The following is a 14,420-nucleotide window of genomic DNA, read 5'->3' as shown; positions in this document are numbered from 1 at the left end:
ACCACGGGGTGGTCATTCGTCGTTGAGTCTGCCGATCTGGCCGGTGGTGTGGTGGCCGGGTTGATCTTGTTCGTGTGCACCGTCAGTGTGACGAGGAACTGATGGGTGCGCGGCACCTCGCGGAAGTCTTGGCGGGCTCGCGAGGTGCCGCGCTGTAGTGCTCGGAGGCACTGATGGTGACGGTAGAGGCTGATTCTGTGCGCGTCGAGTCCCGGTTGAGGGGTGGAGGGATCGCCTGCCCGGCGTGCCGCAATGGGGTGCTGGGCGGCTGGGGGTATGGCCGGGCTCGGCAGGTCGAGGGACTCGGTGATCGGCTACGGCCTCGGCGGGCACGGTGCCGTTCTTGTCTGGTGACGCATGTGTTGTTGCCGGTCACGGTGTTACTGCGCAGAGCGTATGCGGCCGAACGGATTTGGATGTCGTTGACGGCCCGCGCCGAGGGGGTCGGGCATCGTCGGATCGCGATCGGTCTGGGGGTGCCGGCGGCCACGGTGCGGGGGTGGCTGCGTCGCGCTGGCCAGCGGCTAGAAGTGATCCGAGCGTGGTTCATTGCGGTCACGGTCCGCACCGGGATCGATGTGGTGATCCCAGATGGGTTCGGCTGCGGTTGGCGTGACGTAGTGGCGGCGGTCGCCGCCGCGGCTGCGGCGATCTGCCAGCGGTTCGGCCCGGCCGGTTTGCTCGGCGCGGTGACGGCCCACCAGGTAGCTGTGGCGGGCAGTGGGGGCCGGTTATTGGCGCCTGGGTGGCCGTCGCCGTCACCGGCGGTAGGCAGCAACACCAGTTGCCCCTGATGTGGTGCGCGGTGATCGGTGATCCTCGCCAAGGCACCTGCCCGGCAATGGATTCGGGCGGGGCCGTCGACTGTGTGAGGAGAACACTGCGGTGTCGTTGGAGGAGCACAAGCGTCGGGAGCGGGCCCAGGCGATCGGGTTGTTCCGGTATCAGTTGATCTGCCCCGCGCTGGAGGCGGGGTTATCGACGCGGCAGCGTGGCAGGCTGGTCCGCGAGATCGCCGAGCGCGCCCATGTCGATCCGTTCGGCGCCCAGGTGCGGGTGGCGCGCCCGACGCTGGATCGCTGGATCCGCCGTTACCGGGCGGGCGGGTTCGAGGCGTTGGTGCCTGAGCCGCGCCGGCTGGTCACCCGCACCGACGTGCAGGTGTTGGAGTTGGCCGCCTCGCTGAAACGGGAGAACCCGGCCCGCACTGCCGCGCAGGTGGCCCGGATCCTGCGCACCGCGACCGGGTGGGCGCCGTCGGAGTCGACGCTGCTGCGCCATTTCCACCGCTGTGAGTTGATGGGCCCGGCCGCCGGGCAGAGCATGGAGGTGTTCGGCCGGTTCGAAGCCGCTGACCCCAACGAGCTGTGGGTGGGTGATGCGCTGCACGGGCCGCGGGTCGGGGACCGCAAGACCTACCTCTTCGCTTTTCTGGACGATCATGCTCGGCTGGTGGTTGGGCACCGGTTCGGGTTCGCCGAAGACACCGTGCGTCTGGCGGCTGCACTCAAACCCGCGTTGGCTGCCCGCGGCGTGCCTGCGGGAATCTACGTCGACAATGGGTCAGCCTTTGTCGACGCGTGGTTGTTGCGGGCGTGCGCGAAACTGGGGATCCGGCTGGTGCATTCGGCGCCGGGTCGCCCGCAGGGTCGGGGCAAGATCGAACGGTTCTTCCGGACGGTGCGTGAGCAGTTCCTCGTCGAGGTCACCGACACCAGCAGTGAGGACCTCGTCGCGGCCGGGGTCGACCACGCCGCGGCGTTGTTGGAGCTCAACCGGCTGTTCATGGCGTGGGTGGAGACCGAATACCACCGCCGCACCCACTGCGAGACCGGGCAGGCGCCGCTGGCCCGGTGGGAGGCTGGCTGGGACCGGCTCGGCGCCCTGCCGGCGTTACCGACCGCCGCCGAGCTCACCGAAGCGTTCCTGTGGTCGCAGTTTCGGGTGGTGACCAAGACCGCGACCGTGTCGCTGCACTCCAACACCTACCGGGTCGACCCCGCCCTGGTCGGGCGCCGGGTGGAGCTGGTGTTCTCCCCGTTCGACTTGCAGACCATCGAGGTCCGCTACCGCGACCGCAGTTTCGGCGCCGCCCTGCCCCACACCATCAGCCGTCACGCCCATCCGAAGGCCCGACCCGAGAGCCCTGACTCGGCCCTGCCGGCGACGACGGGGATCGACTACCTGGCATTGACCGCTGCCACCCACCACGCCCAACTCCGCGACGACGACCGTATCGGCTACCACGCGCTCTACGGCACCGACCCAGCGGTCACCGGCGCCACTCTGGTCGATCAGATTCCCGGTCAGCTCTCGATCACCGACATCAACCCCGATGGCGTCTATGCCACCGTTGATCATGAGGGTGAGGTGTCAGCGTGAGTATTCAACGGCTGCAATCACATTGGGGATTTGGTCGAATGCCGTTCGGGCGTGACCTAGCCCCGTCGATGCTGCACCGCCACCCCGCCCACAGCGAAGCCATCGCCCGGATCTCCTGGTGTGTGGACCAGTGCGCCATCGGGGTCATCACCGGTGAAGTGGGCGCGGGCAAGACCGTGGCCATCCGTGCGGCGGCGACCGCATTGGACCCGGCCCGGCACGTCATCATCTACCTGGCCAACCCCACCATCGGGGTGCGCGGCATGCTCACCCACATCGTGGCCACCCTCGGACACACCCCGGCGTTTCACACCGCCCGGCTGGCACCCCAAGCCGCTGACGCCCTGGCCGCCGAATACGCCGAACGCGGCCGCAACCCGGTGCTGGTCGTCGATGAAGCCCACCTGCTCGACAACCATCAACTCGAAGCGATCCGACTGCTGACCAACCACGACATGGACAGTGGGTCACCGTTCGCCGTGGTGCTGGTGGGCCAACCCACCCTGCGTCACCGATTGCGCCTGGGCGTCTTGGCCGCGCTGGACCAGCGCATCGCGGTGCGCTACACCCTGCCCGGGATGAGCCCCGCCGACACCGCCGACTACATCGGTCACCACACCAAGATCGCTGGCCGCTCCGATGCGCTGTTCGCCGAGGACGCCATCACCCTCATTCACAACGCCTCCCGCGGGCATCCCCGCGCCGTCAACAACCTCGCCCTGCACGCGTTGACCGCGGCGTTCGCGGCCGGCCATTCCATCGTCGGGGAGAAAGCCGCCCGCATCGCCATCAGCGAAACAGCAACAGACTGAACGAAACTCCCTTCACCACGACCACCACCGCATCACCACGACGACCAACCCGTCACAACGACCACCACGGCCCCGCTCACCACAGCGAGCGGGGCCGTTCTCATAGCCCAACCGTCACCAACGCCGATGACACCGACATCGTCATCTTCGGTGACGCGCAACACCAGCAGACTTGATTGTCGCTCCAATGCGGCAACCGACGGGTTGAGGTCCCCTGAGCTTCATAGACCGATCTGGAGGCCGGAACGCACCGACGGCTTGATCGGACGCTTTCATACGTGATTGCGAACGAGTCACTGCTTCCGGTGCCGACTGGCCAGAACCGCTGCGTCGATGAGCGTGTTGGCGGGCAGTCCCGCGACGAGATCGCGTGTCCAGCCCCCGTCCCGGTGCGCCGGTGTGCCTCATGTCGTCGATGCGATAGGCGCCCCTACGGGCATTGTGCTGGCCTTGCCAGCACTGCTGCAGACACCGACCCGCCGCGCACGCTCGCCCATCCCGAATAGGATCACCATCATGGCCTCACTCGCCGACCTCGAAGCCCGCGTAGCGGCGCTCGAAGCAGACCGCGCCGACTACCGGGCCGTGTTGGCCGCGGTTGGAGCCCTCGCCCAGCGCGTCAGCGATGCCGATGTCAAGATCGATGCTCATCGCGAAGCCATCAACGCCCTCGGCGAGAAGGTTGCGGATTTCCAGGCCGAGACGCGCCAGCGCTTTGCCGGCATCGAGCACAAGATCGACGAATACCACCAGGAATCCACCGGGCGGTTCCGCTCACTCGAAGACGGTCAAGCAGAGTTGAAGGACCTCATTCTGCAAGCCCTCGATCGGCGCAGCGACAAGTAGCCCCGCGCAGACACCCGCTGACCGGTCAACCCCCCGCGAACGCGAATCGAGCACCCGCGTGCGCCCGCCGGTGAACCGCACCAGGAAATCCGGCGCATGACGCACTGTTCGCCCTGCCCATCACACCAAACCAACCAGAACTGCTGCGCCGTGATGTCCACCACCTCCGGATCGAAATCCAGCGCCACCAGGTGATCCCGCGCCACCCACGACTCGAACCCGATCCGCCGCCCCAGCGTCGCCGACCAATACCAACCCGGATAGCCCTGACCCCGAACCGACCGCAACCACCGCACCGACCCGCCGATCTCCTCGACCACCAGCGGCAGCCGCGACCACGGCACCAGCCGCTGCTCCCCCGACGCGGTCACAAATACCGCATCAAACCCGTCCTCACCGGTCGGCGGCCAAACCGATAAGTGCTCGACAACATCCAGCACCACTACATCTGAACCATCCTGGTTTTCCCGGACGCTCGGGCAATTGGATTCCGATCAGGGTGTCGGTCCGTTACCGACTACTGTCCCCATGGCCCCATGGCCGCCCAGGCCAACAAATACACCATGACGACCATAAGGACCACAGAACCCACCATGACCATCACCCACACTGCAGTCGACATTCCGCTGCTCACAGGCTTCGACGTCTCGGTCGGTGGGTAATTGAACAGATGATACAGCCGCCGACCCTTCCACTGGGTGCCGTCCCAGTACCGCTCCGCCTCCGGATCACTAGCGTCGGGATACCACCCCGGTTCCCGCGGTTTCCGCGAAGCCATAACGCCCTCCCGTGCGCGCGTGACTCGTTGCGTGAGCACTACTCCACCCGCAACAGACCGCACAGCCAGCACGGCTCAGACACGCCAACCCTAGTATTACAGCGTAGTTGCACAGATCAGACGCAGTTTCTTAGCCAACGGCCACGCGGATCAACTCGGCGTGAACTCCAGCTCAACCGGGGTGCTCCGAAGAAGGAGTTCACCCATGTCCGTCTCCGCGACCACACCCAGATCACTCGCCCACCTTTGCCCGCGGCCCAGCACGTCATCCCGTAGCCGTCGCTCGCGTGCGGGCTCCTGTCCTCTCTCCGATGTCTGATGACGATGCCACGCCGTGCCGAGCGAGTTCGGCGGTGCGGCCGCTTCGCAACCGCCTGAACGGTAGCGGGTGTAGGCGACCGGGCTAAGAATGGCTGCTGGAACGCACGCTCCCCGCCCTGCGGCGCGAAGCCCAGGCCAGCCCGCTGCGGGCAAAACCGGACCGATTCCTTTGTACAGCAACCAAATTGGGGGCGAACCACGACCGCATTGGCCAGCAAGGTCGCGGTGCGCTCGCCAATCCAGACCGCCTCTGGCCGAACCGACTCGACGACACCGACCTCGCCGGCGCCGAACCGGACAAGCCGCCGCCGCCCCTTAACGGCCAGCGTGTCATTGCACCATCACCAAGCCGGCCAACAACCAAACAGACTGGGGTGCAACGTGACGGGAGCGCGGCAGGAGACCGTGAACCACACCAACAACGCAACGCCGGTATCGCGGGCTGCGGGACTGCCCATCATCACCGGGAGGGGATCCGCCATACCTCCTCCAGCGCGCCCGATTGGTCCACATCAACGCCCGACCACACTCGCCGACCTTGCACAACCGCTGATAGACGATCACATCGTCGCACTGGGCGTGCACGGCTTGCTCGAACACAGCAAACCTCGGTGGCGCGGCAAACTCGCCGCGGACGTTGAGTCCGACCGGCAGATGTGACAAGTCTGTGACAACCAGACCAGTAAGCGATGGCCGGTGCCCCGCCCCGCGACGGGGAAAGTCCTGGTCAACGCCGTTTTCCGACCGGTGAACGGGATGCGCGGCCACCGTCGACCCACTGGCGTGTCACAGCTCCCCGACAACCCGTCGAGGCCATCCAGGCGTCGAACCTCGGGACAAACACGCAGGTCGAGGTCGGGTTCGCGCCAGGCAAAGATTGGCGATTGCGGCCTGTCGTGGGCGGCGAATCAAGTGCCCCGTGGGCGGGAATTCCGGTAACACATATAAATAGCATTTGACCTGCTAAAACGTTGTCGGGCTGACAGGATTTGAACCTGCGACCACTTGACCCCCAGGAAGTAGCGGTAGGGCGTTTTCCCAGGTCGCCGGCGCTGTCGCGGCCTAAGCCGCGGTGTGTGCCGTTCACGGACGCCCAGGTCGTTCAGCATCGCGCATAACGTGTGGTCCCAGACTGGTCCCGGACAGGCGTCCGCCACCGTCGCCCTGCCCGCCGCCGCTCAAACCTGCAACAGCTACGGTGCCGCGATCCGGCTGTGCGGTTCCGACGGAGGCAAGGTATTATTCGAATGTTCCGAAATGTAGTTCGTTTTGTTCGGATAGGAGCTCGGTGTGAGCGCAGAGGTGGTAGAGACGGCAACGTTCGTCCCGGAAGGGCGTGACGAGATGGCCCTCGTCGTTGGGTTCCTCGCCGCTCATGAGCGTCTCCGCGGATCGGCGGCTTTGCCTCGTTACGCCCTTGTCGGTGTCGATGAGCATGACCGGATCGAGCTGCCACCGACAGTGCATCAGGCGCTGAAGAAGGTGGTGGCAGCGCTCGGTGCCGGTAAGGCCGTCACCATCGCGCCTCAGACGATGAAGTTGACCACCCAACAAGCCGCCGACCTGTTGGGAGTCAGCCGCCCGACCGTGGTCCGCCTGATCACCGACGGCACGTTGCCGGCTGAGCGGATCGGCAATCGCCATCGACTGCTGCTCGACGACGTTCTCGCCTACCGCGAGCAGCGCCGCAATCGCCAGTACGAGGCGCTGGCGGCCTCAGCGGTCGACATCAACGCTGAGGACGATCCGGACTTAGTTCGGCAGCAGCTGCGTGAAGCGCGCCGAGTCGTCGCCGAACGACGCCGGGCCAAGGCCGCCACGCGCTGACAGCATCTTCAAATGTTCGCCGCGCTGTTGGATACCTCGGTGCTGTGGCCCAGTCTGCAGCGCGATTTCCTGCTCTCGCTCGCGGTCGAGGGGTTGTATCGGCCGTTGTGGTCAACAGCGATCCTCGATGAACTGCGCTACCACGAAGCGCAGAAGCTCATCGGTCGCGGCCACGACCCAGTCCTCGCGGAGAAACGTTCACAACGCCTCGTCGATCAAATGAACGAGGCGTTCGATGACGCCATCGTGATGAATTGGGAAAGCTTGGAAGGCACGTTTGGGCTGCCCGACATCGATGACGAACACGTGGTTGCGGCGGCGCTGGTTGGAGGAGCGGACGTGATCGTCACCAGCAACTTGAAAGACTTTCCACCGCAACAGATCCCCAAACCACTCAAGGTGATCTCACCCGCGCAGTTCGCTGCTGACACCGTCGCGGTGTCCCCCGACAACGCCCGCCAAGCAGTCATTACCATGGCCACCAGGTTCATTCGACCGTCGTCCACCCTCGACGAGATCCTCGACCACCTCGCCGCACGCTACGCCATGATCGAAGCCGTCGACCTTATTCGAAACGCCACGTAGCGGAGACTCAAGGAGAACCGATCATTAGCGGTATCGAGAGTTTCCCTGGCGAGTTGGACACGCTGCGTGCCGACAATGTGCGTTTGCGTCATCTCCTTCACCTGAGTGAGGAACAGGCACGCGCAGCCGCCAGTGACCAGGCGACGCTGACAGGAGCGCCGGCCCCACCGGTGACCATGGGCTCCAACTCCGCCGATAAGGTGCGGTTCTTCTTCGATCTGTTCCGTTGTCGCACCGATGTTTACGCAGTGCGCTGGGAGAACCGGCGAGATGGCCGTTCAGGTTGGATGCCGGCGATCAAAGGCTATTGGCGCAAGGGGATGAATCGGGCCGAGGCACCTTACCTTCCGCTGACCCCGGAGGTCGTTGATGCCCACTTGCGGGGCGAGGAACACATCGGCCTGTATCCGCTCAGCGATGACGACACCTGCTGGTGGATCGCGGCCGATTTCGACAAGGACGCCGCGATGCTCGACGCGCTCGCGTACATGAAAGCCGCTCGCTCCTATGGGATTCCGGCTGCACTGGAGGTATCGCAATCCGGGCGAGGCGCTCACGTGTGGATCTTCTTCGCCCGTGCGATCTTGGCGTCGGTCGCCCGCAGCGTCGCTACCAGTCTGCTGAGTGAGGCATTTCGCCTGCGTGGCAGCATGCATCTGAGTAGTTATGACCGCTTGTTCCCATCTCAGGACGTCCACACCGGGCGAGGCGTGGGGAATCTGATCGCCGCACCGCTGAACGGTAGGCGCCGTCAGCACGGCACCACCGTCTTCCTCGATCCCGCCACCCTGGAGCCGTACGAGGACCAGTGGGCCTACCTGTCGAGCATCGCCCGATTGTCCACCAAGGACGTCACCGCGTTGGCGCGCCAACTCCCCGATCCCCAGATCGGCCATAATGTCCGGCGTCTGCAGCTACCGACGTCGTCGCGCATCATCCCGCGGCCTGCGGCCATCGTGCGCGCAGAGTTCACATCACGACTCACCTTGACCGCCAACGACCTTGGCCCAGCGATGATCTCGGCCGTCAAACACGCCGCATCGATACGCAACCCGGAATTCGATGCTCGCCAACGCGCCCGCCGCAGCACCTGGGATACACCACGGTTCCTGTACAGCTACGACGAAACCGCCAATGGCGATCTCGTGCTCCCCCGCGGCCTCCACGCACTGCTGACCGAACTCGTTGAATCGGCCGACAGCACGCTACTCGTGGACGACAAACGCATCCTCGGTCAATCCCACAAGTTCACCTGCGGCACGCCGTTGCGCACCTTTCAGACCACCGCACTGCGCGAACTCCTGGAGCAGGACACCAGCGTCCTCATCGCGCCACCGGGCACCGGCAAGACGGTTATCGCCTGTGCGGCAATCGAATCACGAGCTACCGCGACCCTGATACTAGTCGATCGCAAAGCGCTAGCCGACCAATGGCGCGACCGGCTCAACAAGCACCTCGGTTTGGCATGCGGTCAAATCGGCGGCGGACGATCGAAAACCACCGGCATCCTCGACATCGCCCTACTGCCAACACTTGCCCGCCGTGACAACGTCGAAGACATCACCGCCAACTACGGATTCATCATCGTGGACGAATGTCACCACGTCGCAGCCAGCGCATTCTTCAGCGTCCTGAGCCGCATAGCCGCGCGGTACTGGCTCGGCCTGACCGCCACCCCAGAACGGCGCGACGGCCTCGAAGACCTGATCTACCACCAACTCGGATCCCACCACGTCGCCATCGACCAGCCCGCTACCGGACAACTCCCGGTCGACGGTTCCGACCTACTGACACCCCACCCAGCTCTACATGTTCACCGGACCGGATTCGAATACCGCGGCGACGCCGACCCCACCGCACCCGGTGGAATGGCCGAAATCTACCGAGCCCTCGTCGCCGACCAATCGCGACTGAACCAGATCGTCGCCGACGTCTTAACCGCCTCCGAAACCCGAGCTAACATCTTGGTGCTCACCACCTGGGTCGAACACCTCAACGCCATCACCGACCGGCTCCAGGCCACCGGAAAGACGGTCACCGTCCTCAGCGGCGGCATGAAGGCGCGTGAACGCCGCCAGATCACCGACCAACTTGCCAACCACACGCCCGATTCGGATCCACTCCTAATCGTCGGCACCAGCTCATTCATCGGGGAAGGCTTCGACTGCCCCGCCCTCGACACGCTGTTCCTGGCAGCGCCGATCACCTTCAAGAACCGACTCATCCAATACATCGGTCGCGTCACCCGTGCCTACCCCGCGAAGACCACCGCAACCGTGCACGACTACCACGACGAGCACACCCCCGTGATCGCCTCATCGCTGAAGAAACGAGCACCCGGCTACCTCAAGATGGGCTTCCCCGACCCGCGCAAGATGATCCGATAGAACTGCGTGCCACCCCACTTGACCAGCGGTCAACTTCGGCAATAGGACACCGGCCTCGGCCAAGCCCACGCGACGTGTACAGGCGCGGATAGCGCGCATGACGTGCGGCCGATCGGCCCAATGCTCCCCCGCACGAGTCCATGGAGTGCGCTACCGACACCCGGCTGGTCCCACCGATTGGTCGTCGCTTCATCGACCATCGAGCAGATTAGCTCCGTTATCGCAGTTCAGAGCCTACTTCTCGCTGGTCGGGCTGACAGGATTTGAACCTGCGACCACTTGACCCCCAGGAAGTGGCGGTAGCGCGTCTCCCCAGGTCACGACGGGCCACCGCGGCCAGGACGCCGTGTGTGACGTTGATGGACGTACGGGTCGTTCGGCATCGCGCATAACGTGTGGTCCCAGCATGGTCCGCACGCGGGCGATCCGGCTCGAACCGCCTCAGGTGTTCTTGACAGAATTCTTTCGTACTGCCATTGTGAGTACATGACTTCGATGAAGGATGACCGGCTTCAGTTGCGGGTCGACGCTGCGGCCAAGCGGCGATTGGAGGAGGCAGCATCCGAGGCGCACCTCAGCGTCACCGCGTTCGTGCTGCAGGCCGCCAACCGTGCCGCCGACGACGTGCTGGCCGAGCGGCAAACCATCCACCTCTCCCCCGATGCTGCGTCCGCCTTTACCGAGGCACTCAACCGCCCAGCTCAGGTCAACCAAAGACTGGCGACGGCACTGCAACGGCCGGCGAAGTTCACCTGGCTCGACTGAGGTGCAGTTCTACCGGCCGACATTGCTCGCCCCGGACAAACACCAGCGTAGCGAATTCACATGTGGCGAAACATCATTAGACGAGTGGCTACGTCGCTATGCCGGCCAGAATCGGCGTGGCAACACTGCCGCAGTGTGGGTGATTGCGGACGTGAGCCAGACTGTCGTCTGCTACGCCACCTTATCGATGACCTCCGTCGATCGGTCCGCCAGCCCCAAGTCTCTGAGCAAGGGTGCACCGCAGCAGATTCCTGCGCTGTTGATTGGCCGGCTGGCCACAGACACTCGCGTGGCCGGACTCGGCCTTGGGACTGAGATGGTCAAGCACATCCTGGCGACCGCGGCCGAACTGAACATCAAGGCGGCCTGTAGGGCCGTGGTTGTCACTGCGCTGAACGCCGATGCGTTCCGCTGGTGGCAGCGGTTCGGGTTCGAACCGTTCGATGCCGATGATACGACCAACATGGATCTCTACCTGTTGACCAAAGACATCGCCGAAACCCTGGCCAGCCTGTAAGACTCCCGCCATGGACAGCCAGGTTGAGCTGCATCTTCGCCAACTGATCTTCGACAGGCTCGCCGACATCGTCGCCGAGAACGGCGTCATCACCAGGTCCGAACTCGAACAACTTCAGATCGGAGACCAACAATGGCGGATTATTGACCGCAACCGCGGTATCCGAAACCCGAGAGAACTCCTGGCCACGCTGTCGGTGATCTCCAACCCCAAGGGTCCGTACGCAGATACGCACGTGGGCGATTCCCTCTACGCGTACGACTACCGGGCAGGTAGCACCGACGGCGACAACCGAAAAATGCGGCGTGCCTTCGAACTCGGCCTGCCGATCATCTTGCTCCGCACCATCCGCCCAGGCATCTTCGTGCCGATATTCCCCGTCTACGTCGTCGCCGATGACACCGCCAATCGACAATTCATACTCGCTCTCGACGAGAGCCTCCGCTTCGTCTCCAACCCGCTTCAGCTCAAACCAGCCGAACGCGAATACGCCGAACGAATCGTCAGACAACGCCTCCATCAACCCGAATTCCGCGGCCGCGTCCTCCTCGCCTACCAAACGCAGTGCACCGTCTGCAGCCTCCGGCACGGCAAGCTCCTCGATGCTGCCCACATCATTGGCGACAACAAGCGGCACGGCCTCCCGATCGTCGAGAATGGCCTGAGCCTCTGCAAAATCCACCACGCCGCATTCGATGCAAATCTGCTCGGCATCTCACCGGATTACGTCGTCCACATCAACCGTGCCCTCATGGATGAAATCGACGGACCGATGCTCCGCTACGGCCTTCAAGAAATGGACGGCCGACTCCTTACCCTGCCAGCGCGAGCATCTGACCAACCGGCGGCTGATCGACTGGCCGAACGATTCGACGAGTTCCGCGCCGCAGGATGAGCGAGCACAGTCGATCCCTCGCCCACTTGACCAGCGGACAACCTCGGCACAAGGACAGCTACCTCGGCTAGGGCGGATAACGTGCACAGGCGCGGATAACGCGCATGACGTGCGGTACAGCTGCCAAAACTCCAGGCACAAGGCCATCGAAGGCGTCGCCAGCACCCACGCGGTCCCAGGGGTGGCTGTGTCGTCACGCGCCTATAATGGAGCAACCGCACCATCACTGCAGTTCAGAGCTACTTTTCTACGTCGGGCTGACAGGATTTGAACCTGCGACCACTTGACCCCCAGTCAAGTGCGCTACCAAGCTGCGCCACAGCCCGCGGTGCCTCCGGGATCACCGGTAGGCGGTCGAAAGCTTACAACAGCACCGGCGTCGAACCCCAATCCCCCCGCAGCACGCGCCGTCGCCTACCGCCCACCATCGTCGGCCAGTTCGTCGACGGCGGCATCCGGCAGGCGATCCGGCGTGAACCGCGGCGCCCTGCACATCCGCAACGACACCAACGCCGTCGCCTAGAACAAGACGATCAGCGTGTAGATACCCGCCGACCACGGCCAGGTGACGCCGAAGAAGTGGACCAGCTTTTGGCTGTTCGTCAGCACGATCAGCCCGCCGACGGCGGTACCGAGCAGCGCGGGGCTCCCCTGCTGACCAGCAAGGTGCGAACGGCGCCGCAACGACGCCACCCACCATCAACCCGAGCACGACGGGCGCTCACCGACCCGATACCGTGCGCGGGGAGGTCTTGCCCCGGGACAACAGCGTGCCGTCGTCTCCGGGGCCCAGCCACCGCCCCCTGAGGCGTTAATGAACCCGCCGAACAGTCCCAGCGGCGCCAGGAACTTCACGCTGTGGCTGGTGCCGTGCGCACCCATTGACAGCGGCGTACGAAGCGAGAACGCAACAGCAGGTACACGCCGATGGCCAGCAGGATCCCCGCCATCAACGGAGCCGCGCCCTCGGTCGACAGCGACGACAGCAATGTCGCCCCGAGGAATGCGCCCACTGCGCCGGGTGCACCGAGTTTGGCCACCATCGGCCATGAAACGCCAATGGAGACCGGAGGCCAGCGTGGTACCTACCTCGGCCAGGTGCGGCCGCGCTGGCCTGGGCGGCGCCGATACCGCTGAGCACCAGCAGGATTGATGCGGTGACGCCGAACGCCATTGCGAGCGCACCGTCGACCAGTTGGGCACTCACGCCGACCAGCGTGGAGAAGCGAGCGCGTGACGGCTTTCGTGACGGGTCAGATCGGCAACCGCGCGACCGGAACAAGCGGGATGGACGCGTATCGGCTAGGCGTGCGACACCATTCGTCCAACGCCGTCAAACGTCGCGACGGCCAGAACGGCTCGAGCGCACAGAAGTGCGAGGGCGCCATGCGATATGACCGTTCGGCCACCGGTGCCCCCTCTCCGTGTTCGCGACAACCTTGCCGGCACTACACCGTTATCAGCCTGAACAGCCCGACCAGGCCGACCACAACGATCGCCGATCGCAGCACACCCGGCGACAGCCGACGGCCGTACCGTGCCCCCACCCAACCACCCAGCAACGACCCGGCGGCGATCAACCCCGCCGCCGCCCAGCTGATCCGGTCGAACGCGACGATCGTGTACGCCGCCGCCGCGACGATGTTGACCAGCATCGCCAGCAGGTTCTTCGCGGCGTTCATCCGCTGCATGGTCTCCGGCAGCAGCGCCCCCATCACCGCGACCAGCAGGATGCCCTGCGCGGCAGCGAAATAGCCACCGTACACACCGACGGCGAACGTGCCGATCACCACCGCCACCATCCGTCGCGACGACACATGCTCGGGGGGCCGCCCGGCCTCCTCGGCACGCCGCCGTGCCCAAGCCTGAATCCGCGGCCCGACGACCACCAGGACCAGCGCGATCACCAGCAGCACAGGCACCACCCGGCGGAACACCTGCTCCGGTAGATGCAGAAGCAGCCACGCTCCCAGCACCGCACCCAGCAGCGACGCCGGGATCTGCCAGCGCACTCGGTGCCACTGCCCCCGCAACTCCTCGCGGTAGCCGAGCGTGCCGGACACGCCACCGGACACCAGGCCGACGGCATTGGACATCGTCGCCGTCACCGGCGGATACCCCAGCGCCACGAGCGTCGGAAACGTGATCAGGGTGCCCGAACCGACGACCGCGTTGACCGCTCCTGCCGCCAGCCCCGCCGCCGCGATCAGGAGCATGTGAAGCACCGACACTCCGGCCACCCTAGCGAGCGCGCCGGTGTGTGCCCCTCAGCGACTCAGCGAGACCTCGCCCTCGCACGACGGTC

The 14,420-nt window shown here is 65.0% G+C and carries 13 protein-coding genes, 1 tRNA gene and 1 pseudogene; 10 read left to right on the top strand and 5 right to left on the bottom strand.

Annotation, left to right across the window (positions count from 1 at the left end; genetic code table 11):
- The first annotated feature begins 173 nt into the window (after positions 1–173).
- The 4 genes from ADBZ6K_RS25610 to ADBZ6K_RS25595 all read left to right on the top strand — a co-directional run bounded on the left by ADBZ6K_RS25610 (position 174) and on the right by ADBZ6K_RS25595 (position 4,040).
- Positions 174–794 (top strand): helix-turn-helix domain-containing protein, encoded by a 621-nt coding sequence (locus tag ADBZ6K_RS25610; protein ID WP_526352006.1) that lies wholly within the window; start codon positions 174–176, stop codon positions 792–794.
- Positions 795–885: 91 nt separating this feature from the next.
- Complete coding sequence (locus tag ADBZ6K_RS25605; RefSeq protein ID WP_526352004.1) at positions 886–2,382, top strand: DDE-type integrase/transposase/recombinase; 1,497 nt, start codon at positions 886–888, stop codon at positions 2,380–2,382.
- Positions 2,383–2,420: 38 nt separating this feature from the next.
- A complete protein-coding gene (locus tag ADBZ6K_RS25600) occupies positions 2,421–3,194 on the top strand; it encodes an ExeA family protein (RefSeq protein WP_526352002.1) in 774 nt (257 codons plus the stop codon).
- Positions 3,195–3,710: 516 nt separating this feature from the next.
- The gene (locus tag ADBZ6K_RS25595) at positions 3,711–4,040 is read left to right on the top strand and encodes a hypothetical protein (protein ID WP_526352000.1); all 330 of its coding nucleotides are present in this window, start codon (positions 3,711–3,713) and stop codon (positions 4,038–4,040) included.
- 694 nt (positions 4,041–4,734) lie between these two features.
- Here ADBZ6K_RS25595 and ADBZ6K_RS25590 read toward each other — a convergent pair.
- A pseudogene (locus tag ADBZ6K_RS25590) lies at positions 4,735–4,818 on the bottom strand (DUF2510 domain-containing protein); the annotation flags it as partial.
- A gap of 1,611 nt (positions 4,819–6,429) precedes the next feature.
- On the opposite strand from ADBZ6K_RS25590, the gene ADBZ6K_RS25585 reads away from it, so the two are divergent.
- The 6 genes from ADBZ6K_RS25585 to ADBZ6K_RS25560 all read left to right on the top strand — a co-directional run bounded on the left by ADBZ6K_RS25585 (position 6,430) and on the right by ADBZ6K_RS25560 (position 12,115).
- Positions 6,430–6,966, top strand: coding sequence for a helix-turn-helix domain-containing protein (locus ADBZ6K_RS25585; RefSeq protein WP_526351998.1), 537 nt, complete (start codon positions 6,430–6,432; stop codon positions 6,964–6,966).
- 12 nt (positions 6,967–6,978) lie between these two features.
- Positions 6,979–7,551, top strand: coding sequence for a PIN domain-containing protein (locus tag ADBZ6K_RS25580; RefSeq protein ID WP_526351996.1), 573 nt, complete (start codon positions 6,979–6,981; stop codon positions 7,549–7,551).
- A 77-nt stretch (positions 7,552–7,628) separates the two neighbouring features.
- The gene (locus ADBZ6K_RS25575; RefSeq protein ID WP_526352012.1) at positions 7,629–9,938 is read left to right on the top strand and encodes a TOTE conflict system archaeo-eukaryotic primase domain-containing protein; all 2,310 of its coding nucleotides are present in this window, start codon (positions 7,629–7,631) and stop codon (positions 9,936–9,938) included.
- Between the two features lie 486 nt (positions 9,939–10,424).
- Complete coding sequence (locus ADBZ6K_RS25570) at positions 10,425–10,703, top strand: type II toxin-antitoxin system TacA family antitoxin (RefSeq protein ID WP_526351994.1); 279 nt, start codon at positions 10,425–10,427, stop codon at positions 10,701–10,703.
- A 1-nt stretch (position 10,704) separates the two neighbouring features.
- The gene (locus ADBZ6K_RS25565; RefSeq protein WP_526351992.1) at positions 10,705–11,220 is read left to right on the top strand and encodes a GNAT family N-acetyltransferase; all 516 of its coding nucleotides are present in this window, start codon (positions 10,705–10,707) and stop codon (positions 11,218–11,220) included.
- A 10-nt stretch (positions 11,221–11,230) separates the two neighbouring features.
- Positions 11,231–12,115, top strand: a complete 885-nt coding sequence (locus ADBZ6K_RS25560; RefSeq protein WP_526351990.1) for an HNH endonuclease — start codon at positions 11,231–11,233, stop codon at positions 12,113–12,115.
- Between the two features lie 252 nt (positions 12,116–12,367).
- Here the strand turns inward: ADBZ6K_RS25560 and ADBZ6K_RS25555 are convergent.
- The 4 genes from ADBZ6K_RS25555 to ADBZ6K_RS25540 form a co-directional block, all read right to left on the bottom strand.
- Positions 12,368–12,441: transfer RNA gene (locus ADBZ6K_RS25555), tRNA-Pro, on the bottom strand.
- Between the two features lie 193 nt (positions 12,442–12,634).
- A complete protein-coding gene (locus ADBZ6K_RS25550) occupies positions 12,635–12,799 on the bottom strand; it encodes a hypothetical protein (RefSeq protein ID WP_526351988.1) in 165 nt (54 codons plus the stop codon).
- 167 nt (positions 12,800–12,966) lie between these two features.
- Positions 12,967–13,158 carry a hypothetical protein gene (locus tag ADBZ6K_RS25545; protein ID WP_526351986.1) on the bottom strand — a complete coding sequence of 64 codons (192 nt, stop codon included), beginning with the start codon at positions 13,156–13,158 and terminating at the stop codon, positions 12,967–12,969.
- A 405-nt stretch (positions 13,159–13,563) separates the two neighbouring features.
- Entirely contained in the window at positions 13,564–14,331 is a 768-nt protein-coding gene (locus ADBZ6K_RS25540; RefSeq protein WP_526352010.1) for a sulfite exporter TauE/SafE family protein, read from the bottom strand.
- Positions 14,332–14,420: the final 89 nt, after the last annotated feature.

This window comes from Mycobacterium sp. (assembly GCF_044223235.1).
GTDB lineage: Bacteria > Actinomycetota > Actinomycetes > Mycobacteriales > Mycobacteriaceae > Mycobacterium.
The sequence above is the reverse complement of the archived record's forward strand: the minus strand, read 5'-3'. Positions and strand labels throughout refer to the sequence as shown.